Source organism: Mammaliicoccus lentus, assembly GCF_002902755.1.
Taxonomy (GTDB): Bacteria; Bacillota; Bacilli; order Staphylococcales; family Staphylococcaceae; genus Mammaliicoccus; species Mammaliicoccus lentus.
The window spans coordinates 25559-50707 of sequence record NZ_PPRS01000032.1; the positions used below are offsets into that span (position 1 = coordinate 25559).

The window sequence follows — 25149 nt, forward strand, 5'->3', positions numbered from 1 at the left end:
GCAAAAGTAAAGGTTATGTATATTAAAAAAAGTATAGAAAATGTTTGTAATTATATTAAGTCAGATAACAATAAGGAAGCAATGATATTATTAAGAGATATTGAAGCAAATCTCGTTAGATATGATTTTGAAATTATGGGTAATGGATTTTTACAATTTGCAGAATTATATAAAACAAAGAAAAATAGGAGAAAGGCAATTGAAATGTATCAGAAAGCTATTATTTATTTCAGAGAAACAAATAATACCGATAAAATAGCTGAAATAAGTAAAGACTTTGAAAATCTTATAATGTAATTGATTTACATAAAGAAACAGTCGCAGTTCTTATTAGTAAGAACTGCGACTGTTTTATTTATTTAAACTTAGATTTTTATTATAGGTGAGAGCTGTGTCCACCAACCATAACCCAATAAGTACCGATTACAATAATTAAAGTAATGATTACTGCGAAGAGTACTTTGAATGCAGTTGCTCGACCGTCTCGTCCTTCTGTTAAGTGCATAAACATTAACAATTGTACAAGTGCCTGAATAAAAGCAAATCCAACAATAATTGAAGTTCTTACTTGTAGAGACATGCCAGTGTATAACATAACGTAAACAGCTAACAATGTAAGTACAATTGAGAATATTAAACCGACTGTATGATTTACGACTGTTTTATTCATGATCCACTCACCATCCCTACAAGATAAACTAGTGTAAAGATAAAGATCCATACAACATCTAGGAAGTGCCAATATAAACTACCTATGAAAATTTTAGGTGCGTTATGTTCATTTAAACCACGTCTAGCAATTTGGATTAAAACTCCTGAAATCCAGAATATACCTACAGTTACGTGAAGTCCGTGTGTTCCTAGTAAAATAAAGAACGCAGACCAGAATGAACCTAATTGAGCTGTAACACCTTCACCTACATAATGGGTAAATTCATATAATTCAAATCCAACGAATCCTGCACCAAGTAAAACGGTAATAATCATCCAAATCATCATCATTTTAACATTTTCTTTACGCATAAAGTAAACAGCTATACCACATGTGTAACTACTTACTAATAGTAAGAATGTCATTATCATGACTAAAGGTAATTCAAATAGTTCAGGCGTTGAAGCGCCACCATAAGAACCACTTTTTTGTAAGACTAGGAATGTTGCAAATAATGTACCGAATAACGCAATTTCAGCAGTAAGAAAGACCCAAAATCCGAGTTTATTTAATTGGCCTGTTTCATTAACAGTATCAATTGTATTATGTTGCTCATTACTCATCTTTATTGTCCTCCTTTTCCTTAAGTTCTTGTTCGCGTAATTCGCGTAATTTTGCTTCATTTTCTTCTAGCTCTTCAGCATGAATGTGGTAGCCATAGTCTTCTTGGAAACTTCTCCAAAACATACATGCTATAACTCCAATTAAGAATATAATTGCAGGTATATAAGTTTCAAATACTAAGAAGAAACCTCCGAATAAGAAACTAACTGCCATCCAGAATCCAACGTGTGTATTGTTAGGCATATGAATATCTTCATAATTTCTATTATCAAGATAATGTTTGCCATTTTGTTTCATTTCTACAAATGTTTCAGTGTCATACCACTCAGGTGTGATAGCAAAGTTATAGTGTGGTGGAATTGCTGATGCAGTAGACCATTCTAATGTTCTACCTAAGCCATCCCAGTTATCGCCTGTAGCTTCACGTTTTGCTCTACCGAAGCTGTATACTACGTTCCAAATTAATGCTAAGAATCCAATACCCATCAAGAATGCACCGATTGTTGAGATGAAGTTTAATGTGAACCATCCATCTTCAGGTACATATTGATATAGTCGACGAGGCATACCATCTAAACCTAATAGGAATTGTGGTAAGAAACATAGGTTAAAGCCTAATGTAAATGTCCAGAATAACCATTGGTTGATCTTTTCATTTAATTTGTAACCAAACATTTTTGGATACCAGAATATTAAACCAGCGAAACAAGCGAATACTACAGCTGCAATAATTACGTAGTGGAAGTGTGCGACTAAGAAATACGTATTATGATACTGATAGTCAGCTGCTGCCATTGCTAGCATAACACCTGTTACTCCACCTAAAGTAAAGTTAGGGATAAACGCTAAAGCGAATAACATTGGTGATTCAAAGGTGATTCGACCTTTAAATAGGGTGAATAGCCAGTTGAATATTTTAACACCCGTTGGTATTGCGATTAACATAGTTGAAATTGAGAAGAATGAGTTAACTAATGCGCCATTACCCATAGTGAAGAAATGGTGAACCCAAACTAAGAAACTTAAGAATGCAATACCGCCTGTTGCCCAAACCATGCTTTGATGTCCAAACAAACGTTTACGAGCAAATGTTGGAATAATCTCTGAGAACATACCAAATGCAGGTAATACAAGTATATATACTTCAGGATGACCCCAAACCCAGAAGAAGTTTGCCCATAACATAGGCATACCACCATTTGCTATTTCAAAGAAGCTCGTTCCCATTAAACGGTCAAATGTCATTAAAGCAAGTGCGACAGTTAAAATAGGGAAAGCTAGAATAATTATTAATGACGTAATTAAAGTCGTTATTGTAAACATAGGGATTTCCATAAATTTCATTGATTTAGTACGTAATTTAAGGATAGTAACAAAGAAGTTAATACCTGTCATTAATGTACCAATACCTGCAATTTGTATTGCAATTAAATAATAGTTAATCCCAGTACCTGGACTGAAGTCAGTTGCTAATGGTGCATAGTTTGTCCAACCAGCAGCTGGCGCACCGCCAAGTACGAATGAAATATTGAATAATCCCATTCCTGCAGCAAATAACCAGAAACTCAAGTTATTTAACATAGGGAATGCAACGTCACGAGCACCAATTTGTAATGGAACAACCACGTTCATTAAACCGATTAAGAATGGCATAGCCATAAAGATAATCATGATTACACCGTGAGTTGTAAAGATTTCGTTATAGTGCTGTGACTCTAGTAATGTATTGTCTGGTGTCATTAATTGTAGACGAATAAGTAAAGCATCTACACCACCACGGAAGAACATTAGGATAGCAGAAATAATATACATAATCCCAATTTTCTTATGGTCGACAGATGTTAGCCATTCTGAATATAACCAATTCCATTTTTTATAGTAAGTTAAACCACCAACAACGCATATACCTGTTAATACAAGTAGAACTTGTGCCATTGTGATCATCCAGTCACTTTGGATGATGAGTTCATGCCATGGAAAATTCATTACTTGTCACCTCCATGGTTTTTATTAGAAGATTGTTTGTTACCTTTTTCATCTTCATTTTTTGCATCTTCTGATATTTTTTCCATTTCATCCATATGATGTTCTTCTTCTTTCTTGAATTCACTATCATATTTCTCGTTATTTTTAAGAATCATAGGTTTCATTCCATGACGTTCGTAGTTAGGGTTAGTAACCGTAACTTTACGTGGAGGGAGAACTGGTTTTTCAGTTACACCTTCACTTTCATCATAGAAGTTTGGATCTTTTGGTTCATAACGGTAACGTTTATAAGCATGGAAGATGTATTCTGGGTCTGCTGCTGGATCTACATATGCTAAGTGTGTTCCGCTATAAGTAAGTTCCTGATTCTTTGTTGTCGGAAGAATTTGATGATCAAATGTATCTTGATCTATTGTTTTACGTTTTTGCGATTTAGATACCCATTTATCGTAATCTTCGTTACTTACTGAATTTACGTTAAATGTTTGTCTTGAGAAACCTTCACCATTAAAGTTTGAGTTTCTACCTTTGAAAGTACCTGTCTCATTTGCTTCTAAAGTCCAATCCATAGTCATACTTGTCATGGCATATTTTTGACCACCTAGTTGAGGTACCCAAAAACTAGTCATTGTATCCATTGACTGTAGCTTGAATAATACAGGACGGTTTTCTGGTATCGTTACGTGATTTACTGTTTCTACTTTTTCCTCTGGATAACTGAAGAACCATTTGAAACCAGCGCTCGTTGCATAAATAACGACGGGCTCGTCTTCTGATTTTGGTGCTTCTTCATAGTTATATAGAGATTTAACTGTAGGTACAGCCAATATCACTAATATGATAACAGGAATAATAAACCATACTGCTTCTAAAATGAGATTGTGATGCATTGTACCTGATGTTACATTTTTTGTTTTTCTATATTTAATGATAAATATTAAAAACAAAATTAAGACCACTACGACAATGAAGACCATCATAATAATTGAGAAAATAATTAAGAAATGTGAATCTTCCGCCATGGGTCCTTTAGGGTTTAATACTTCTAAGTTTGAACAACCACTAAGTAAAATACCTAGGGTTGACATGAGAAGTATTGACTTTAACTTTGCCACGTTTTTTACCTCCCATTTTCTATATACCTATATATATGGCTAGACCTTAATTTTAAAGGATTTATCCATATTTACAAGGCTATTTAAAGCCTTGTAAGCATTGTTTCCAATAAATGCATTGCTCTAGCTTTGATATGACGCTATTAAACCTAATTGTTAAATTTTTGTGTACTTTTTGAATTGAATAAGGAAATAATAAATTTCCCCTTTTTATTAATAATTTCAATGATTTTTCTTTAAATTTAGTGAAGTTTGTATATACAATTTTATATTATAAAAAACATAAATAAAAGAGATAAAAAAGAAAGACTTCTAATTTTTAGAAGTCTTTCTTTTTAGAATATTATTTTACTGTAATTGTTCTACCTTGTGCTGTAATATGTCCGTCTTTATCTGATACAGCGTAACCAACTTTATATTTACCTGGTTTATTTGTGTTAACTTCACCGCTTGTAACGATGTCTGAAGTTAAATCATCGCCAGAATTAGATTTTGCTTTAACATCTTTAAGTAAATCGAAGTCTTCACCTTTATTTACTGTAATATCTTTAACACCTGTTAATTCAGGTTTAGGTGCTAAGTCACCGTCGTTAACATACACGCCTCGTTTATACGTGTAATAGTAACCATCTGAATCTTTTACGTGATAAGTAATGTATTGTAAACCAGTTTTTGAAGTGTCGATATCACCTTTAACAGTTACTTTATCCGTTATATCTCCATCTTTTTTATCTAAAGCTTTAACGCCTTTCATAGGATCAAAGTTATCACCTTGATACACTAAGTCTTTAGTTGGGACAGTAATTAGTGGCATATTTTCATCTAAGTCTTTTTTAGAAGTTTCTTTATTAGATGCTACTTCTGCTTTTTCTTTATTTTTATCTTTAGAAGCTTTATCTTTTGACCCATTTAATGAACCTTCTTCTACTACATAAACATAGTGCCATTTCGTTCTATAAGCACCGTCAGAATCAGTAACTTTATATTGAACTTTGTATTTTCCTAATTTTGAAGTATCAACATCGCCAGTTACTTTTATTTTTTTAGTTAAATCTCCATCTTCTTTATCAAATGCTTTAATTCCTTTTAATAAATCATAGTCAGAGCCTTTTTCAACTACGTCGCCTTCAACACCTTTAATTTCAGGTAAGCTGTTTCCAGTTGTGTTTGCAGTTAGTGAAGGTGTAACAAGTGTTGCAGAAACACCTAAGACAGTTAATGATTGTATTAATTTATTCATCATAATATTATGTACTCCTTTGTTGTAAGGTTATAAGGAAAGGATAACATTTTTTTAAGTTGATTTCCTTATAGTTACAAGATTATCGCAAACTTGTAACATTTACATCGACCTTAAGACCGATATCTACTATTAAGGAGTGTAGAGTGTATCTTTTAGATTATTTTTGGGTACGATATCACTTAAAGTATATTGATCTAGCGTTTTGAGGTATTCATTTAATGCGTGGTGGAGTGCACCTTTGAGGCCACAATTTAGAGCGATAGGGCAAGTGTTCGTTTCCATATTGAAGCATTCGACTAGTTCGAAATGTTCTTCTGTTTGTCGAACAAGTGTACCGATATTTATGTCTTCAGGTGATAGATTAAGCGTAATTCCGCCATTTCTACCTCTGACTGATTTTAAATAACCTAATTTAACAAGTTGATGAACAATTTTTGTTAGATGGTTCTTAGATATACCATAAAAGTTTGCTATTTCTTCTATTTGAGATTGTTTCTTTTGTTGAGCAAGGTACATGAGAACTCGTAATGAATAATCCGTATATTGGGTGAGTTTCATAGGTCAGACCTCCTTATAATATACTTATTATACTTATTATTTATAACTTTACCAACAATTCAGATTGAAATATAAAAATGACAATTTTGTAAACAAACTGATAATTTATTGAATTACATTGTGAAACTATTTACAATTAAAGATGTATTTAAAATATATCTTTAAGAGGGGGCCTTCTGATGTTATCAGAACAAACTAGAGAAATAGTAAAACAAACAGTGCCTGTATTGGAACAGCACGGAACTGAAATTACAAAAGTATTTTACACAAGAATGTTTGAAGCACATCCTGAATTATTGAACATTTTCAACAAATCTAACCAAAAACAAGGTAAACAACAAACAGCTTTAGCACAAACAGTTTTAGCGGCTGCAAAACATATTGATAATTTAGGTGCTATCGTTCCTAATGTTAATCAAATTGCACATAAACACCGTGCTTTACAAGTTAAAGAAGAGCATTATCCAATAGTGGGGGAATACTTATTAAAAGCTATTAAAGAAGTACTTGGAGATGCAGCTACAGATGAAATTATGAATGCGTGGGAAGAAGCATACGGTGAAATAGCAAGTGTATTTATTTCAATGGAAAAAGAAATGTATGAAAAAGCAGCTTGGGATGGTTTCCAACCGTTTAAAATTACGAATATCTTAAATCAAGGTACGACAATGAAATCATTTGAAGTAGAACCAGAAGTTGCATTAGAAATACCAGAATTAGTAGCTGGACAATATATAACAGTGCGTGTGAAACCTGAAAATGATGAAAATCTAGCATTAAGACACTATTCTCTTTATTCTGTTGAAAATGATGGAACATTAAAATTCGCTGTTAAAAAAGAAGGTACAGGAGAGAAAAAAGGTATCGTGTCACATGAATTACACGATAATACTTCTATAGGTGATAGTATTGAAATTTCAGCACCAGCAGGGGACTTTAAAGTGAATTCAGAAGCTGGTAAAGAATTGTTATTATTATCTTCTGGTGCAGGTGTTACACCAATGCTTGCTATGTTAGAAGATGAAGCTAAAAAAGGAAGACAAGTACATTTTGTACATGTTAATGAAAGTGAAGCAGATGTTCCGTTTAAAACTGAGCTTACAGAAATTAACGAAAAATATGATAACGTCGATGTAACTTATCATTTGAAATTAAGAGACGGATATTTAACAAGCGATTCTTTACAACATTGGATTAATGAAAATACTGACATTTATTTATGTGGTGGTATATTATTTATGGATACAATATTCGATGAATTTGCTAAATTAAATATTAGTCAATCAGATGTTAACTTCGAACCATTCGGTCCAAAAATGAGTATTACAAACGTATAATACGAACAAAAGTGAATTAATTAAAAAAGCCTTAACCCAGTTGTAATCATTCTGTACAACAAAGCGTTAAGGCTTTTTCTTATTCTATATTATTTTTCCATTTTTCAGCTAACAGTGTGTTGTTTAATACCATTGTAATCGTTAATGGACCAACACCACCTGGTACTGGCGTAATAGCACTCGCAACTTCTTTTACTGCTTCAAAGTCTACGTCACCTTTCAGTTTTCCATTTTCATCTGGTGTGTTACCAACATCTACAATGACTGCTCCTGATTTTACTAAATCTTTTGTAACAAGATGTACACGGCCAACAGCACTAACGATAACATCAGCTTGCTTTAGAACTTCTTCTGTATTTGTTGATTTGGAATGTAATAAAGTAACGGTAGCATCTTGATCTGTTAATAATTTACTTACTGGTTGCCCAACTATATGACTTCTGCCTATAACAGCAACATTCTTACCTTTTAAGTCTATATCAGCATGTTTTAATATTTCCATTATACCTAATGGAGTACATGGAATAAATGTACGCTCACCAGTATATAATCTTCCTATGTTGATAGGATTAAAACCATCTACATCTTTATCTGGGTTAATGGCTTCTAGTACTTTTGCTTCTGATACTTGCTTTGGTAAAGGTACTTGAACTAATATACCACTCACTGAATCATCATTGTTTAAGCGTTCTAACTCATTTAACACTTCTTCTTCCGAAGATGATTCATCCATATGTACTATTTCAGAAATCATGCCAATTTTTTCAGCTGCTTTCTTTTTAGAATTAACATAACTCTGGCTCGCACCGTCATTTCCAACAAGAATAACAGATAGTTTAGGTACGATATTTTGTTCTTTTAATTTTTCCACTTCACTTTGTAGACCACTTCTGTATGCTTTTGCAATCTCTTTACCATCTAATATTTTTGCTGACATATAAATCCTCCTAAATTATAAATCGAACTTTAACATTGTTTACATAGTAAATTATGTCGTTAATACGAACATAAATCAAATATTTTTGTATAAAAATATAAAAATGTTCGTTTTTCCATTGAAAATAGCAAAATCAATTGTTATGCTATATCTGTAATATACACAATGAAACTTTAACATTTCAACTAATTGAAAGGGTGACAAAGATGAAAGTGGCAGTAATAATGGGTAGTTCTTCCGACTGGGCAATCATGAAAGAAGCATGTGACATGCTTGATTATTTTGGTATTGAATATGAAAAAGAAGTCGTGTCTGCTCATAGAACACCATTAAAAATGGTCGATTATGCTAAGAGTGCAACAAAAAATAACATAGATATTATTATTGCTGGTGCCGGTGGTGCAGCTCATTTACCAGGAATGGTAGCGTCATTAACGACTGCTCCTGTTATAGGCGTGCCAATAGAATCTAAAAGTTTAAAAGGTCTAGATTCTTTATTATCTATAGTTCAAATGCCAGGAGGTATTCCTGTTGCTACAACAGCTATAGGTAAAGCAGGTAGTAAAAATGCTGGCATTCTTGCAGCTAGAATGATAGGTATGCACGATAATAAAGTTAGACATCAATTAGTTAAATATGAAGAAAGTTTAGTTGATAAAGTGGAGGAAATGCAAAATGACTTATTATAACCTTGAAGCAGGTGACATGATAGGTATTGTAGGTGGCGGCCAACTAGGAAAGATGATGGCACAATCGGCACAAAAAATGGGGTTTAAAGTTGCAATACTAGATCCTGACGAGAATTGTCCAGCTCAATATGTAGCACATGAATTTATCAATGCGGCATATTCAGACGATTTAGCTCTTAAACGTTTAGGTGAAATTTCAAAAGTAATTACTTACGAATTTGAAAATATTGATGCACATCAATTAGAAACACTCTCTAACCAATTTAATATTCCTCAAGGAAGTGAAACAGTAGCTTTATTACAAGACAGATTAACTGAAAAACAAACATTACAAGAAGCAAACGTAAATATTGTTCCTTTTATAGAAGTTAAAGAAATATCTGATCTTAAGGAAGCTATTGATGAAATTGGACTTCCATTTATAATCAAAACGCGTTTTGGTGGATATGACGGTAAAGGTCAGTTAATTATACGTGAAAAGAGCGAACTAGAAGAAGCACGCAAATTAGTCACTGATACACCATGCGTTGTAGAAAAGTTTATTTCCCTTAATAAAGAAGTATCTATTACGGCAACACGTGATATATACAATCAAACAGTTTATTTTCCACTACAAGAGAATGAACATAGAAATCAAATATTATACAAAACGGTTGTTCCAGCACGAGTAGATTTAGAAAACAAAGCAATAGAAGAAGTTAAAAAAATTATGACTAAGCTCCATTTTGTAGGAACTTTTACAGTCGAATTTTTTGTAACAAACGATCAAGATTTATTTGTTAATGAGATTGCACCGAGACCACATAATTCAGGTCATTATTCAATAGAAGCTTGTGATTATTCTCAATTCGATACACATATTCTTGCTGTGGCTGGATGGCACTTACCTAAGCAAATCTCATTATTGAAACCAGCGATTATGATGAATTTATTAGGTCAAGATGTGAACTTATTATATGAAACTTTTTACAAACATCCGGAATGGCACGTTCATTTGTACGGTAAAAAAGTAAATAAAACAAATCGTAAGATGGGTCATATCACAAAATTAACAGAAGACTTAAATAAAGATGAAGCGATGTTTAACAATTTGTTTGAAGGGCGGAACAATTAAATGACTCTATTATATGAAGGAAAAGCAAAAAGAGTTTTTAACACCGAGAAATCAAATATTTTAAGAATTGAATATAAAGATGAAGTCACAGCTGGCAACGGTGCAAAAAAAGATGAAATGACTGGTAAAGGTCGTTTAAATAATCTTATTACATCTAAAATTTTTGGAATTTTGCAAACAAGAGACATCGAAAGTCATTTTGTTGAAAAACTATCAGATACGGAACAATTAGTAAAAGCAGTAGAAATATTTCCATTAGAAGTAGTTGTACGTAATGTAGCAGCTGGTTCCATTTGCAAAAGACTTGGTTTTGAAAAAGGACATCAATTTGAAAAGCCATTACTAGAATTGTTTTATAAGAAAGACGAATTAAATGACCCACTTATTACAGATGACCATGTAGAACTATTAAATATTGCTACAACAGAACAATTAGAAGTTATTAAAAATAAGGCATTACAAGTTAACACAGTTTTAAGTGAAATCATGGAAGAAATGAATCTTTTATTAGTGGATTTCAAAATAGAGTTTGGGTATACAGCTGACGGCGAAATCTTGTTAGCAGATGAGATATCTCCAGATACATGCCGTATATGGGATAAAGATACTCATGAAAACTTTGATAAAGATGTATATAGAGAAGACACTGGATCATTAATTGATACGTATGAAACTTTTTATAATAAATTGGAGGAACTATAAAATGAAAAATATTGAATTGCACATTACATTACAAGGACAAGTTTTAGATACACAAGGACAAGCATTGAATAGAGCTGTACACGATTTAGGTTATGAGCAAGTCAATAATATTAGAGTAGGTAAAGTAATATACATGACAGTTGAAGAAACAGATGAAGCAACAATCCATAATATCGTTAATACACTTAGTGAAAAATTATTTGCGAATACTGTAATTGAAGAATATAGTTTTAAAATTTTAGAAGATAAGGAGAACGCATAATGAAATTAGCTGTATTAGTCTTCCCAGGTTCAAATTGTGACCGCGACATGTACAATGCTGCTACACGTTCTGGAGTTGAAGCGGAGTATGTTGATTATAGAGAAACATCTTTAAAAGGTTTTGATGGTGTTCTGATACCAGGCGGTTTTTCATTTGGTGACTACTTAAGATCAGGAGCTATGGCTAGAGTTGCTCCAATTATAAAAGAAGTTAAAAGACTAGCAGAAGAAGGGAAACCAGTATTAGGTGTTTGTAATGGCTTCCAAATTTTAACTGAAATCGGATTATTGCCAGGTGCGCTTTTGCATAATGATGATCATTTATTCGTTAGCAGAAATGAAGAATTAACGATTGTTAATAATCAAACAAAATTTACGCATCAATATGATGAAAATGAAACAGTTGTATATCCAGTTGCGCATGGCGAAGGCCACTACTATTGTACGGATGAAATGTATGAAGAATTGAAAAAACATAATCAAATTATTTTAACGTACCAAGATAATCCAAATGGTTCATACAAAGATATAGCAGGGATTACAAATATAGAAGGTAACGTTTGTGGTATGATGCCACATCCTGAGAGAGCTATGGAAACATTACTTGGCTCAGATAGCGGTGTTAAGTTATTTCAATCTATGATCGAAAGTTGGAGGGAACAACATGTCTAAGTTTTTAGAACCGAGTATTAAAGAAATCGAAACTGAACATTTATATAGAGATATGGGATTAACGGATGAAGAGTATCAAAAAGTTATAAGCATATTAGGAAGAAAACCTAATTTCACTGAAATTGGTATTTTCTCAGTTATGTGGAGTGAACATTGTTCTTATAAACATTCTAAACCATTTCTTAAACAGTTTCCTACAACTGGAGAACGCGTATTAATGGGACCTGGTGAAGGTGCAGGTGTTGTAGATATTGGTGATAATCAAGCAGTAGTATTTAAAGTTGAATCTCATAACCACCCTTCAGCAATTGAACCTTATCAAGGTGCAGCTACTGGTGTAGGCGGTATTATCCGTGACATCGTATCTATCGGTGCTAGACCAATTTCATTATTAAATAGTTTAAGATTTGGTGAATTATCAAATAAAACAAACCGTAGATTATTTAGTGGAGTTGTAAAAGGGATAGGTGGTTACGGAAACTGTATAGGAATCCCAACTGTAGCTGGTGAAATTGAATTTGATGAAAGATATGATGGTAATCCTCTTGTTAACGCAATGTGTGTAGGTATTATTGATCACGATAAAATTCAAAAGGGCACTGCAAAAGGTAAAGGCAATCCAGTAATATATGTAGGTTTAAAAACTGGTAGAGATGGCATTCATGGTGCAACTTTTGCTTCTGAGGAATTGAGTGAAGCATCTGAAAGTAAAAGACCTTCAGTACAAATAGGCGACCCATTCGTTGGTAAAAAATTAATGGAAGCAACACTAGAAGCAATTACATATCCTGAGCTTGTAGGTATTCAAGATATGGGTGCAGCAGGTTTAACTTCTTCATCTTCTGAAATGGCAGCAAAAGGTGGTAGTGGTATTCATCTACATTTAGAAAAAGTTCCAACAAGAGAAGAGGGTATTTCACCATATGAAATGATGTTGTCTGAAACTCAAGAACGTATGTTACTTGTAGTTGAAAAAGGAACAGAACAAAAATTCTTAGATTTATTTGAACATCATGAATTAGATTCTGCAGTAATTGGAGAAGTAACTGATACAAACCGCTTCGTTTTATCTTATGAAGATGAAGTTTATGCAGATATACCTGTAGAACCTTTAGCAGACGAAGCACCTGTGTATATTTTAGAAGGTAAAACACCTAAGTATGAAACAAAAGCTAATAAATATGAAGATATTGATGTAAAAGATGTATTTAATCAATTAATTAGTCATCCAACTATAGCTTCAAAAGAATTTGCTTATGAACAATACGATCAACAAGTTGGGGCAAATACTATACGCAAACCAGGTATTCACGCTGGTGTCGTTAGAGTAGAAGGTACTAAAAAAGCAATTGCTTCAACTATTGATGGCGAAGCTAGATATGTTTTCAATAATCCTTATGAAGGTGGAAAAATGGTTGTTGCAGAAGCGTATCGTAACCTGATTTCAGTCGGTGCAACGCCTTTAGCAATGACTGATTGTTTAAATTATGGTTCACCAGAAAAACCAGAAATATATCAACAATTAGCTGATTCAACAAAAGGGATGGCAGAAGCTTGTGAAATACTCAAAACACCAGTAGTTTCAGGTAACGTTTCCTTGTATAACGAAACAAAAGGTACTTCAATATTCCCAACACCAGTTATTGGTATGGTTGGTTTAATTGAAGATGTAGAATATTTAAATGATTATAAACCTCAAGCTTCAGAACGTATTTATCTAGTAGGCGACACTGAAAATAACTTTGGTGGAAGTCAAATCGAAAAACTTCTATATAGAGATGTTAACCATGAACATTGTGAAATAGATTTAAATACAGAAGTACAAAGAGGAGAAACAATTAAAAAAGCAATTGTAGATGGGAAAGCGTCACATGTACAAGCATTAGGTAAAGGCGGAATCGCAATAGGCTTAGCTAAACTTAGCGCACACTTTAATTTAGGAGTTGAAGTTAATTTAGAACTTACAAACGCACAATTGTTTAGTGAAACACAAGGTCGATATATTGTCGTAGCAAAAGAAGGCGAAACAATAGATATCGATGGTGCAATTGAAATTGGTAAATTAACTGACGATACGCAATTTAAACTATCGAACCAAACTACACAATTAACTGTCGACGTGAAGAATATAAGGGAACAATTGAAAGGGGCAATTGGCCAATGCATGAAATCAAAAGTCTAAATGAGGAATGTGGCGTGTTTGGTATATGGAATCATCCAGAGTCAGCACAATTAACATATATGGGCTTACACAGTTTACAACATAGAGGTCAAGAAGGAGCAGGAATTGTTGGGTCAAATGGCAATGAATTAAAGGGTGAACGTGGTTTAGGCTTATTATCAGAAGCGATTTCTGATGCGCAATTAGAATCTTTCAAAGATTATAACCATGCAATAGGACACGTGAGATATGCGACATCTGGCAATAAAGGAATAGAAAACATTCAGCCATTTTTATACCATTTTTACGATATGAGTGTTGGCGTTTGCCATAACGGTAACTTAGTAAATGCACAAAGTTTGAGAAAAAAACTAGAAAAAGATGGCGCGATTTTTCACTCTTCATCAGATACAGAAGTGATTATGCACCTAATCAGACGAAGCAAAGCAACTGATTTCGAAGGAAGTTTAAAAGAAAGTTTAAACATAATTAAAGGCGGATTTACGTTTGCATTACTAACTAAAGATGCATTATATGGAGCAGTTGATCCAAATGCCATTAGACCTTTAGCGGTAGGTCGAATGAAAACTGGAGCTTATATTATAGCTAGTGAAACATGTGCAATCGATGTATTAGGCGCTGAATTTGTAAGGGATATACATGCAGGAGAATATGTTGTGATTAATGACGACGGAATAAGAGTAGAATCTTACACTAAACAAACCTCAACAGCGATTTCAGCTATGGAATATATTTATTTTGCAAGACCAGATTCAACAATTGCAGGTAAAAATGTTCATGCAGTCCGTAAAGAATCAGGAAAACGTTTAGCTGACGAAAGCCCAGTAAAAGGTGCAGACATGGTAATAGGGGTGCCAAATTCATCTCTATCTGCAGCAACTGGATTTGCTGAAGAAAGCCACTTACCTTATGAAATGGGTCTAGTTAAAAATCAATATGTCGCAAGAACATTCATTCAGCCAACACAGGAACTTCGTGAACAGGGTGTGCGTGTGAAATTATCAGCTGTAAAAGATATTGTTTACGGTAAAAATATAGTGCTCGTAGATGATTCAATTGTGAGAGGAACTACAAGTAAAAGAATCGTAAGAATGTTAAAAGATGCTGGTGCAAATGAAATACATGTACGCATAGCATCTCCTGAGTTTATGTTCCCAAGTTTCTACGGTATCGATGTTTCAACATCATCAGAATTAATTTCTGCTCACAAATCACCAGAAGAAATACGAGACTATATAGGAGCAGATTCTTTAGCATATTTAAGCGTAGATGGTTTGATTGACTCAATCGGTTTAGATTTAGACGTACCTTACAACGGATTATGTGTTGAAAGTTTCACTGGTGATTATCCAGCAGGCTTGTATGACTATGAAACACGTTATTTCGAAAACTTAAGTAAACGACAAAAAGAATATTTAAGTGAACACAAACAATACTTTGATAGAGAGGGTAATCTTAATGTCGAAAGCATATAAAGCATCCGGTGTTGATATTGAAGCAGGTTATGAAGCAGTTAATAGAATGAAATCTCACGTACAAAGTACGATGAGAAAAGAGGTACTTGGTGGTCTAGGTGGTTTCGGAGCAGCGTTTGATTTATCCCAATTAAACATGAAAAAACCAGTTTTAGTTTCGGGTACTGATGGTGTAGGAACAAAATTAAAATTAGCTATCGATAATGATAAACATGACACAATAGGTATAGATGCAGTCGCTATGTGCGTAAATGATATTTTAACAACTGGAGCAGAGCCATTATATTTCCTTGACTATATTGCAACAAACAAAGTAAATCCGGAAACGATTGAGAATATCGTTTCTGGTGTATCTGTTGCTTGTAAAGAAACAAACTGTGCTTTAATCGGTGGAGAAACTGCAGAAATGGGCGAAATGTATCATGAAGGTGAGTATGATATAGCTGGTTTCTGTGTAGGCGCAGTTGAAAAAGATGAATATATCGATGGCAGTAATGTGTCTGAAAATGATGTCATTATTGGTATAACTTCAAGTGGTATTCATTCGAACGGATATAGCTTGGTAAGAAACTTAATCAAAACAAGTGGTATTAATCTAGAGGACCAATTTGATGATCAACATAGTTATTTAGATGTGTTTTTAGAACCTACTAAATTATATGTAAAACCTGTACTTTCTGTATTGAATAAAGTGAAAGTAAAAGCTATGTCGCACATTACTGGCGGCGGTTTTATAGAAAATATACCAAGAGCTATTCCAGATAATATGGATGCAAATATTGATGTGAATACTTATAAAATTCCTAAAATATTTAAATGGTTGCAAGAACAAGGCGAGATTGATGCAACTGAAATGTATAACGTGTTCAATATGGGTATTGGTTTCGTATTAATAGTTGATCAAAATGATAAAGATGAAGTATTGAATACATTAAAAGAACAGAACGAAGAAGCTTACGTTATTGGGGAAATTACAAAAGGTTCTGGTAACGTGAATTTATCGGGGGTTCAATTATGATAAAAACTGCTATTTTTGCTTCAGGTAACGGTTCTAATTTCGAAAAAATTATGGAAAATATTGAATATGGTCATTTAAGTCATATCGAAGTTACTGCTTTATTTACAGATAACCCGAATGCATTTTGTGTTGAAAGAGCAAGAAGGTTTAATCTACCTGTATATATCATTGATCCTAGAACATATGATAATAAAAAGGAATATGAGGAAGCTCTAATTACAAGATTATCTCAAGAAAGAGTGAGTTGGATTATTTTAGCTGGTTATATGAGACTTGTAGGTCCAACTTTACTTAGTCAATATGAAGGAAAAATTTTAAATATACATCCTTCAATATTACCAAGCTTTCCTGGTAAAGATGCAGTTGGTCAAGCACTAGATTATGGTGTAAGAGTTACAGGAGCAACTGTACATTACGTAGACAGTGGTATGGATACAGGAGAAATTATAGACCAACTAAGTTGCCCAGTTTATCCAGACGATACAAGAGACACACTACAGCTGAGAATACAGAACTTAGAATATGAACTATATCCGCGCGTCATTAAAGAAATCATAAAATAAAGGAGTCTTTACAAAATGAAAAATGCAATATTAAGTGTTTCAGATAAAACGAACATTGTCGAATTTACACGTAATTTAATTAAAAATGACTACAAAGTCTATTCTACTGGTGGCACTAAAAAAGCTTTAGAAGAAGCGAATGTTGAAGTGTACTCAGTATCAGAACTAACAGACTTTCCTGAAATAATGGATGGTCGTGTTAAAACACTTCACCCTGGTGTACATGGTGGTATACTTGCAAATCGTTCTATTCCTGAACATTTATCAGCATTAGAGGAACAAGGTATCGACTTAATCGATTTAGTCGTTGTTAATCTATATCCGTTTAAAGAAACAATTAAAAAAGAAAATGTTACTGAAGAAGAAGCAATTGAGAATATAGACATTGGTGGACCAACTATGTTGAGAGCTGCTGCTAAAAACTTCAAATTTGTAACGACAGTTGTTAATCCTGATGATTATGAAGAAGTGATTCGACGTATAGAGAACAATGAATTAGATGAGAATTACAGAAAATCATTAATGATAAAAGTTTTCAAACATACTAATGATTATGATAATACGATTGTAGAATTCTTTAATGATGCTTCTGAAGAATTAAGATATGGAGAAAATCCACAACAAAATGCTACGTTTGTTAAGACTTCTCAAGAGCCTAATACTTTAGCTGGAGCTAAACAGTTACATGGAAAAGCATTAAGTTTTAATAATATAAAAGATGCAGACGCAACATTATCATTGATTAAGAAGTTTGAACAACCTGCAGCAGTAGCTGTTAAACACATGAACCCTTGTGGGGTAGGTGTAGGTGAAACAATAGAACAAGCATATGAATATGCTTATGAAGCGGATTCACAATCAATATTTGGTGGAATAGTTGCACTTAATAGACCTGTTACAAAAGCTTTAGCAGAAAATCTACATTCTATTTTCTTAGAAGTGGTTATCGCTCCTCATTTTGAAGAGGAAGCATTGGAAGTTCTTAAAGGTAAGAAAAATATTAGATTGTTAGAAATCGATATGGCTGAAACAAAAGATGAACAAGAATTTGTTTCTGTTTCAGGTGGATACTTAGTTCAAGATAAAGATAATGCAATTATTAAAAGAGAAGATATGAAAGTAGTAACAGATGTTGAACCAAGTGAAGAGCAATGGAAAGCATTAGAACTTGCTTGGAAAGTAGTACGTTCAGTTAAAAGTAATGCGATTGTTCTAGCAAATGATCATCAAACTGTCGGTGTCGGCGCTGGACAGATGAATAGAGTAGGATCAGCTAAAATTGCGATAGATAGAGCAATTGAAATGAATGATAATGTAGCTTTAGCTTCGGATGGCTTTTTCCCAATGGGAGATTCAGTTGAAACTGCTGCAAAAGCTGGCATTAAGACAATTATTCAACCAGGCGGTTCAATAAAAGATCAAGAATCTATTGATATGGCAAATAAATATGGCATAAGTATGGTATTTACTGGCGTGAGACACTTTAAACATTAGGAGGTTCATAAATGAAAGTACTGATAATCGGCTCAGGTGGTCGTGAACATGTTTTAGCTCAAAAATGTAAACTTTCAAATACAGTCGAAGAGGTATTTGTTATTCCAGGAAATGATGCGATGAGTGGTGTAGCAACTGTCATTTCAAATATTAAAGAAGATAATCATGAAAAGATAAAAGAGTTCGTGGTAAATAATGATATTGAATGGGTTATTATCGGCCCAGAACAACCTTTGATTGATGGATTAACTGATGTTTTAAGTGAAACAAATGCTAAAGTATTTGGACCTAATAAAGAAGCTGCACAATTAGAAGGGTCAAAAGAATTTGCTAAAAAAATAATGGACAAATATAATATTCCAACAGCTGAATATGAAACAATTTGTTCTAAAGAAAAAGCATTAACATATGTTGAAGCATGTCCTATACCAATTGTATTGAAAAAGGATGGGCTGGCTGCTGGTAAAGGTGTTATCGTAGCTTTGACTAGAGAAGAAGCTCGACAAGCTGTAGAAACTTTATATACAACAGATGATGAAAAAGTTGTATTTGAAGAGTTTCTTGAAGGCGAAGAATTTTCAGTTATGACATTTGTAAATGAAGAATTTGCGGTACCTTTTGATTGTATAGCTCAAGATCATAAACGTGCATTTGATGCTGATAAAGGTCCTAATACTGGAGGTATGGGTGCTTACTGCCCGGTTCCACATATTTCAAAAGAAATCATCGAAGAAACAAATCAAAAAGTAGCGCAACCTATAGCTCAAGCACTTGTAAGTGAGGGTATACAATACTTCGGGTTAATATATATCGGTGCAATTTTAACAGAAGATGGTCCAAAAGTTATTGAATTTAATGCGAGATTTGGAGATCCTGAAGCACAAGTATTATTAACAAAATTAGATTCAGATTTTATTGAACTCCTAGAAAAAACATATAAAAAAGAACCTATCAAGCTTGAATGGAAAGATGAAAGTGTAGTAGGTGTTGTATTAGCATCAAAAGGGTATCCTGCTAATTACGAAAAAGGTCATATAGTTGAAGGCTTAGACCAAATAGAACAGTATTATGTTAGCGCCTTGAAAAAGAACGAAAAAGGACAATATGAAAATAACGGTGGAAGAGTTATGATTTCTATTGGAACAGGCAAAGATATAAGAGAAGCACAAAAAAATGCTTATGTTCAAGTGGAAAAAATAAAATGCGACAATTTATTCTATAGAAAAGATATAGGACATAAAGCATTGAAAGCTCAAATATAATAAAATGAAAGACCGATAAAATTTATTTGATTGCATAAATTTTATCGGTCTTTTTCATTGCGCTACATTTCGTTCTTTTAGGGAAAGATATGGTCAAACATAACGCAATGTTACCTAATATCAGTAATGTTTGTAATAGGGAAGAAACTCCCTAAACAAAACGCCAAAACAACTAATAAAATTGACATTATAATAAAATACACATCATTTATTGTAAAAGGCACTTTATAATAATAATTTCGTTTACCATTCGTAAATCCTTTAGCTTCCATAGCTACTGCTAATCTATGAGATTTTCTTATACTTTGACTTAATGTCGGTATAAGTAAATGATTTATCCATTTAAGTCCTTTACGCTGACTTTTATCAATGACTTGATAACGCATTTTTAATGCTTGTCTTAATTGGATGAATGATGTAAACATGATAGGAATCATTCTGATAGATGCCATAAAAGCATAAGCTATTTTAGGTTTTAATTTTAAATGTTGCATGAAGCTATAGAACACATAAATAATTTGTGATGTGAAAGGTATAACCATTCCATAAAAGGAAATAACCAGTGTACGCATTGTAACGTGTAAGCCTCTCATTAAGCTTTCACTCGTAATATTGATAATACCAAATTTAAACAACGTATGACTTCCTTCACCGTAAAAAATCATAAATAGCGAGGAAGTAAAGCCAAAGAATAAAGTAATAGCAATAACAATTAACAACGGCGCCCATTTTACACCGCTCATAAATATTAAATATATAAACATCACAATTGTTAAATAAAGCATGAAATCAAAATCATGTATGAAAATGGCAAAGAAAAATAGTGAAATACCTAATAATAGTTTAGTTAAAATATTAACGTTATCGATGAAAGTGTAATATCTTTTCCAATTATTCAGCATAAACGTCACCATCACTTATGGCTAATTCACGGTTTTGAATGTTCAATATTCTGGTCGCGTAACGATTTATGATTTCATTTTCATGTGTAATCATGATAATTGTTTGCCCATCTGCAACTCTCTGTTTAAATAACTTAATCAGTTCAAAAGTGTTATGGCTGTCTAAACCAAATGTCGGTTCATCTAGTAATATGATTTCAGATTGCGTGCTTAATGCTGTAGCCACGCTTAATCTTTTTTTCTGTCCAATTGAAAGTTCGAATGGATGTTGTACTTTTACATGTTCTAATCTCAAAAGTTTTAACATTTCTTCAGTTTTTGCTTGTGCTGTTTCTTTATTTTGGTGTGAAAAATTAATCGAAATTTCATCATAAACAGACATTTCAATAAATTGTAATTCTGGATTTTGATATACAAAATACATGTGTTTAGATGCATCTTTTATTTTTTTTAGACGTTTATCTTTGTAATAAATATTTCCTTCATATTTAATAAGTTGCATTAAGGTTTCTAAAAAAGTAGTCTTTCCAGTTCCATTAGCCCCTGTTAACACTATTAATTCACCTTTGTTTATAGATAAATCGTTTATTTTAAATAACTTTTTACGATGACGTAATATTTCTAGATTGCTTATATTTAATAAAGGTTCGTATTTATGGTTAATAGAAAGTGATTTAGGTGCATAATCCCATGAATTAGGATGCCAAACACCATATTCATTTAATACGTCAGTATGGTTATTTAATATGTCGTCAGGTGTACTATCATGCGTAATTTGCCCTTTATCATTCATGACAATGACTCTGTCTACATAATTCCATATATAATCAACTTTATGCTCAACAATTACAACTGTTTGATTTTCCCAATGTTGCATGAGTAAATCCCAAAGTTGATAAGTAGAAGATGTATCTAACATTGCAGTTGGTTCATCTAAAAATAAAGTATCAGTTTTTTGCAATAAAATAGAAGCAATAGCTAATTTCTGTTTCATTCCACCGCTAAGTTGGCTAAGTTTTTTAGATGGATCTGCCTCTAAGTTAACTTCTTGCATAGCTTTTGATATAAGTGAATCCATTCGGTTAGGCTCAACTTTCATATTTTCTAATACAAAAGCCAACTCTTCTTTAATTTTAGGCATACAAAATTGTGTGTCAGGATCTTGAAATATAACACCTGGGAAAGGGTCAATATGCTTTTCATCAACTTTCATAGGTATATCTACAGACCTAGGAATGATGCCACTTAATACATTTAATAGGGTACTTTTACCTGAACCACTCGGACCAAGTAATAAAACTTTCTCTCTATCATTTATAGTAATATTTAAATTTTTAAAAATGATACGTTCATCATCTGGATATTTAAGTCTAAGATTTTTAAGTGATAACAATTTTATAGCTCCTATAATAAGTCGTAATCTTTTTTAGAAGAAGGTCTGAATAATTTAGTAACACCAGTTCGATCAAGTGCTCGTACAATAGAGTATCCAAGCGCGCCACCTAATATAGCTCCGCTCAGTATTCTTATGCTGAACATTAATATAATATTCCAAGTTGCAACGTCGCCTAAATAATTATAAAACCAATCAACGGGTAAAGTAATGATACCAGCCAAAGCTCCAGCTATAATAGCGACAGATAACTTTCTCGATTTATATCGAACAGCTAAAAATACAATTTCACAAGCTAAGCCTTGAAGTAAGGCATATACAAAAGTAGGAATATCAAATTGTCCCATAACTATTGTTTCGCCAGCACCCGCTGCAAATTCTGCTAATAATGCTACACCAGGTTTTTGAATAATCAAATAAGTGATAATAGCTGCAATAAACCAAAAACCATAAATAGATTGCTCTAAATGGAGACCAAGTGGTTTTAAAACTTCATACGGTAACCATAAAAATTTATAAATAATCGCAAATACAGCACCTATTAATACAGTTACTAAAATATCAGATAAAGTTAATCTTTTTGCCATAACTAATTCTCCTTTTTTATATAAAAAAATGCACTTCTATATCTAGATAGAAGCGCATAAAAATATTGTTATCATTATAAAAATGAATATTATAAGATTCACGAACACTTTCCTACGCTAGTATAATCTAGATCAGGTACAAAGGGTTCAGACTTTTTCAGGTCTGTCTCAGTTTAAAACGCCCCTAGTGCATTTATTGATTTGTTAACACTACGATAAGTCTTATTAAATCTTTTGTCAATAAGAACATTTTGTAACACCATATTATTCAAAAATATAATAAGAATGAGGGAGTAGGACAGAAATCTCATTTTATTAAAAAGATTTCGTAGTCCCACCCCGGCAAAGATTACTAGGGTTAAAAAAGCTTGATATAAGTGCATTTCAGCTACTACCATTATAATTGAAAGAGGCAGAGACATGTATTTATGTCCCAGCCTCTCAAGCGTTGAAATTTAAGATAAGATATATTTATTCAAAAGTGTCTTGAATGTTGTCTTTTGTTTCATCTTGTCCTTTATCGTTATCTTTTTTGTTTTCTTGTCCTTTATCGTTATCTTTTTTGTTTTCTTGTTCTTTTTTCTTAGCTTTTTCTGCTTCTTCTTTATGTTTATCGTTATTACTCATAATAACACTCCCTTAAAATGTATGATATTATTATATACCCAGGTAGTACTGACTTTTAAACTTATTTATACTTCTTGGGGCTGATTTTCGATTTATTTAAAGACATTTGAAAATGAAACAATTATAATGTTCAATGAGGTGAAGAACATGTCTATTAAGAAAAAAAGCTGGGAAGTTCATTTTAGTCGGATTATAGGTATATTCATTATCATAACGGGCCTACTGATATTATTTAATGCACCACGTATTAAAGATTATAATATTAAAGACTCTGCTAATATCCATATTCGTAATATTTGGGACTTTTTTGTAGCTTTTTTTGATGAGTTAGTAAGAATTTTAAATCACTATATAGGTGGTTTTCCAGTCATTTCGGCAATAATTATCTTGTTGTTCGGCATCTTTGTATTGTTAATAGCACGTACATTAAGAAGAACAACAAATTATGATTATGATATATCTATATTTTATATAGTTTTAACAATTATATTCATGATTATTATTTTAATGACAATGTTCCAAGTTTATAGCTATGCTTCATTTTTATTTATTATCCCATTTGCCATACATGTAGGCTATGTTGTATATAAAAGTGAACTTAATCCATTACATCGAAAAAAACATTACTTATGGATTATCATTTCATACGGAATGTGCTACTTTATTTCACAATTCGCTATGAATCATAATATTGATACAAAAAGCGTTAAACCGCTCGATGTAATGAGTGTGAATTTGTTCTTTATTTTATTATGGTGTTTTAGTCAGATGTCTGTATGGACGAGTCTTTATTTGAGACGATCATTACCAATTAGTGAAGAAGACATTGAAACTGTAAATGAAGAACGTTATTCAAGAGTTAAAAATAATCGATTAACTAGAAAAATATTTACTATGTCACAAGCTTTATACAGCAAATTAGAAGATATGAAGCAAGTTACTTTGGATAAGTTTAATTCTGAAGAGGTAAAAGAAAAAAGAAGAAAACGAAATGAAAAATGGAAAGAAATCATAAAAATTGAAGATGAAGATATACCTAAATGGATGAGAAGACCAAAATGGTTGAAAAAAAGTTATATAGAATGGATTTGTACATTCGTACTTTTCTTATTTACGATTATAGAATTTAACAATAGAAATGGCTTATTCTTATCAGGTGAATGGAGTCTATCTCAAATTCAATATGTATTTGAATGGGTAACATTATTTATAATGATGTTATTAATTATACTATATGCATACTTTAACTATACAACTAATGTTAAAAATACACATAATTTCGGAAAATTATTTGTGATATCAGCATTGTTCTTTGAAATTGCAACTACATTCTTTGTATCGGCACTTCAAACATCACAATTTTCCGTATTTATTACACCGATATCATTTTTATTAATGCTGTTTGTTACACCAGCATTTATCATTCATTTGAAAAAATCATTTTAATTTGAAGGGCTTAAAGTCCTAATAATATAAAAGAGCTAGGGATACAAATCCTTAGCTCTTTTTTGGATGAGATTGGTCAAAAACAAGAGTTGATGATATTGTTGTTGGATTTACTCCGACAATAATCCAAGTAGACACCCCTTTGTTGGATTAACTCCGTAGAGCACCTTTTATTGGATTAACTCCTTCAATAATCCAAGTAGACCACTTTTTATGAATATGTCCATATAATTGTGTAATAAAAAAAGAGCCAAATATAGCTCACTTTAGTACAATGTAATCGACTAAGAAAATATTGTAGAGGTGACCT

General features: G+C 32.5%; 25 protein-coding genes, 1 pseudogene and 1 riboswitch. Of the genes and pseudogenes, 14 read left to right on the forward strand and 12 right to left on the reverse strand.

What is annotated here, in order from left to right; genetic code table 11:
• Positions 1 to 15 precede the first annotated feature (15 nt).
• The gene (locus CD135_RS09280; RefSeq protein WP_016999650.1) at positions 16 to 297 is read left to right on the forward strand and encodes a hypothetical protein; all 282 of its coding nucleotides are present in this window, start codon (positions 16 to 18) and stop codon (positions 295 to 297) included.
• 79 nt (positions 298 to 376) lie between these two features.
• Here CD135_RS09280 and qoxD read toward each other — a convergent pair whose 3' ends face one another.
• The 7 genes and pseudogenes from qoxD to CD135_RS09310 all read right to left on the reverse strand — a co-directional run bounded on the left by qoxD (position 377) and on the right by CD135_RS09310 (position 6178).
• Positions 377 to 670 (reverse strand): cytochrome aa3 quinol oxidase subunit IV, encoded by a 294-nt coding sequence (qoxD, locus tag CD135_RS09285; protein WP_016999651.1) that lies wholly within the window; start codon positions 668 to 670, stop codon positions 377 to 379.
• Positions 667 to 1275: a cytochrome aa3 quinol oxidase subunit III gene (qoxC, locus tag CD135_RS09290; protein WP_016999652.1), complete on the reverse strand. Its 609-nt coding sequence runs from the start codon at positions 1273 to 1275 to the stop codon at positions 667 to 669. The genes qoxD and qoxC overlap by 4 nt, the downstream gene beginning before the upstream one ends.
• The gene (qoxB, locus tag CD135_RS09295; protein ID WP_016999653.1) at positions 1268 to 3262 is read right to left on the reverse strand and encodes a cytochrome aa3 quinol oxidase subunit I; all 1995 of its coding nucleotides are present in this window, start codon (positions 3260 to 3262) and stop codon (positions 1268 to 1270) included. The genes qoxC and qoxB overlap by 8 nt, the downstream gene beginning before the upstream one ends.
• Positions 3262 to 4377: a cytochrome aa3 quinol oxidase subunit II gene (gene qoxA / locus CD135_RS09300; protein ID WP_016999654.1), complete on the reverse strand. Its 1116-nt coding sequence runs from the start codon at positions 4375 to 4377 to the stop codon at positions 3262 to 3264. The genes qoxB and qoxA overlap by 1 nt, the downstream gene beginning before the upstream one ends.
• Positions 4378 to 4720: 343 nt before the next feature.
• Complete coding sequence (locus CD135_RS13215) at positions 4721 to 5191, reverse strand: DUF5011 domain-containing protein (protein WP_258027591.1); 471 nt, start codon at positions 5189 to 5191, stop codon at positions 4721 to 4723.
• A gap of 114 nt (positions 5192 to 5305) precedes the next feature.
• Positions 5306 to 5617, reverse strand: a pseudogene (locus tag CD135_RS13220) (immunoglobulin-like domain-containing protein); the annotation flags it as partial.
• 132 nt (positions 5618 to 5749) lie between these two features.
• Positions 5750 to 6178, reverse strand: coding sequence for an RrF2 family transcriptional regulator (locus CD135_RS09310; protein WP_016999656.1), 429 nt, complete (start codon positions 6176 to 6178; stop codon positions 5750 to 5752).
• Positions 6179 to 6357: 179 nt separating this feature from the next.
• Here CD135_RS09310 and CD135_RS09315 point away from each other — a divergent pair, with 179 nt between their 5' ends.
• The gene (locus tag CD135_RS09315) at positions 6358 to 7515 is read left to right on the forward strand and encodes a globin domain-containing protein (RefSeq protein ID WP_064211315.1); all 1158 of its coding nucleotides are present in this window, start codon (positions 6358 to 6360) and stop codon (positions 7513 to 7515) included.
• 79 nt (positions 7516 to 7594) lie between these two features.
• Here CD135_RS09315 and folD read toward each other — a convergent pair whose 3' ends face one another.
• Entirely contained in the window at positions 7595 to 8452 is an 858-nt protein-coding gene (gene folD, locus CD135_RS09320; RefSeq protein WP_064205024.1) for a bifunctional methylenetetrahydrofolate dehydrogenase/methenyltetrahydrofolate cyclohydrolase FolD, read from the reverse strand.
• Between the two features lie 206 nt (positions 8453 to 8658).
• Here folD and purE point away from each other — a divergent pair, with 206 nt between their 5' ends.
• From purE to purD, 11 genes are read left to right on the forward strand one after another with little or no spacing between them, the layout of a single operon-like run.
• Positions 8659 to 9141, forward strand: a complete 483-nt coding sequence (purE, locus tag CD135_RS09325) for a 5-(carboxyamino)imidazole ribonucleotide mutase (RefSeq protein WP_103269313.1) — start codon at positions 8659 to 8661, stop codon at positions 9139 to 9141.
• The gene (gene purK / locus CD135_RS09330; RefSeq protein WP_103269314.1) at positions 9128 to 10255 is read left to right on the forward strand and encodes a 5-(carboxyamino)imidazole ribonucleotide synthase; all 1128 of its coding nucleotides are present in this window, start codon (positions 9128 to 9130) and stop codon (positions 10253 to 10255) included. The genes purE and purK overlap by 14 nt, the downstream gene beginning before the upstream one ends.
• Positions 10256 to 10957 carry a phosphoribosylaminoimidazolesuccinocarboxamide synthase gene (gene purC / locus CD135_RS09335; RefSeq protein ID WP_103269315.1) on the forward strand — a complete coding sequence of 234 codons (702 nt, stop codon included), beginning with the start codon at positions 10256 to 10258 and terminating at the stop codon, positions 10955 to 10957.
• A 1-nt stretch (position 10958) separates the two neighbouring features.
• On the forward strand, positions 10959 to 11219 hold the full coding sequence (gene purS, locus CD135_RS09340; protein WP_064205026.1) for a phosphoribosylformylglycinamidine synthase subunit PurS: 261 nt from the start codon (positions 10959 to 10961) through the stop codon (positions 11217 to 11219).
• Complete coding sequence (purQ, locus tag CD135_RS09345) at positions 11219 to 11890, forward strand: phosphoribosylformylglycinamidine synthase subunit PurQ (RefSeq protein ID WP_016999663.1); 672 nt, start codon at positions 11219 to 11221, stop codon at positions 11888 to 11890. Before purS ends, purQ begins: the two co-directional genes overlap by 1 nt.
• Positions 11883 to 14072 carry a phosphoribosylformylglycinamidine synthase subunit PurL gene (gene purL / locus CD135_RS09350; protein ID WP_103269316.1) on the forward strand — a complete coding sequence of 730 codons (2190 nt, stop codon included), beginning with the start codon at positions 11883 to 11885 and terminating at the stop codon, positions 14070 to 14072. Before purQ ends, purL begins: the two co-directional genes overlap by 8 nt.
• Positions 14051 to 15547 (forward strand): amidophosphoribosyltransferase, encoded by a 1497-nt coding sequence (purF, locus tag CD135_RS09355; protein WP_016999665.1) that lies wholly within the window; start codon positions 14051 to 14053, stop codon positions 15545 to 15547. The genes purL and purF overlap by 22 nt, the downstream gene beginning before the upstream one ends.
• A complete protein-coding gene (gene purM, locus CD135_RS09360; protein ID WP_064205030.1) occupies positions 15531 to 16565 on the forward strand; it encodes a phosphoribosylformylglycinamidine cyclo-ligase in 1035 nt (344 codons plus the stop codon). Before purF ends, purM begins: the two co-directional genes overlap by 17 nt.
• Positions 16562 to 17128 (forward strand): phosphoribosylglycinamide formyltransferase, encoded by a 567-nt coding sequence (purN, locus tag CD135_RS09365; protein ID WP_064205031.1) that lies wholly within the window; start codon positions 16562 to 16564, stop codon positions 17126 to 17128. The genes purM and purN overlap by 4 nt, the downstream gene beginning before the upstream one ends.
• 15 nt (positions 17129 to 17143) lie before the next feature.
• Positions 17144 to 18622 carry a bifunctional phosphoribosylaminoimidazolecarboxamide formyltransferase/IMP cyclohydrolase gene (gene purH, locus CD135_RS09370; RefSeq protein ID WP_070045578.1) on the forward strand — a complete coding sequence of 493 codons (1479 nt, stop codon included), beginning with the start codon at positions 17144 to 17146 and terminating at the stop codon, positions 18620 to 18622.
• A gap of 11 nt (positions 18623 to 18633) precedes the next feature.
• Positions 18634 to 19884: a phosphoribosylamine--glycine ligase gene (gene purD / locus CD135_RS09375; protein ID WP_070045580.1), complete on the forward strand. Its 1251-nt coding sequence runs from the start codon at positions 18634 to 18636 to the stop codon at positions 19882 to 19884.
• A gap of 110 nt (positions 19885 to 19994) precedes the next feature.
• Here the strand turns inward: purD and CD135_RS09380 are convergent, their stop codons facing one another.
• From CD135_RS09380 to CD135_RS13020, 4 genes are all read right to left on the reverse strand, one after another.
• Positions 19995 to 20786: an energy-coupling factor transporter transmembrane component T family protein gene (locus tag CD135_RS09380; RefSeq protein ID WP_070045581.1), complete on the reverse strand. Its 792-nt coding sequence runs from the start codon at positions 20784 to 20786 to the stop codon at positions 19995 to 19997.
• Entirely contained in the window at positions 20776 to 22179 is a 1404-nt protein-coding gene (locus CD135_RS09385) for an ABC transporter ATP-binding protein (RefSeq protein WP_070045583.1), read from the reverse strand. Before CD135_RS09385 ends, CD135_RS09380 begins: the two co-directional genes overlap by 11 nt.
• Positions 22180 to 22190: 11 nt before the next feature.
• The gene (locus CD135_RS09390; protein WP_070045584.1) at positions 22191 to 22766 is read right to left on the reverse strand and encodes an ECF transporter S component; all 576 of its coding nucleotides are present in this window, start codon (positions 22764 to 22766) and stop codon (positions 22191 to 22193) included.
• A gap of 92 nt (positions 22767 to 22858) precedes the next feature.
• Positions 22859 to 22962: riboswitch (TPP riboswitch) on the reverse strand.
• 275 nt (positions 22963 to 23237) lie between these two features.
• Positions 23238 to 23393, reverse strand: coding sequence for a hypothetical protein (locus tag CD135_RS13020; RefSeq protein WP_167543691.1), 156 nt, complete (start codon positions 23391 to 23393; stop codon positions 23238 to 23240).
• A gap of 147 nt (positions 23394 to 23540) precedes the next feature.
• On the opposite strand from CD135_RS13020, the gene auxA reads away from it, so the two are divergent.
• Complete coding sequence (gene auxA / locus CD135_RS09395; RefSeq protein ID WP_016999674.1) at positions 23541 to 24839, forward strand: lipoteichoic acid stability factor AuxA; 1299 nt, start codon at positions 23541 to 23543, stop codon at positions 24837 to 24839.
• The last annotated feature ends 310 nt before the right edge of the window (positions 24840 to 25149 follow it).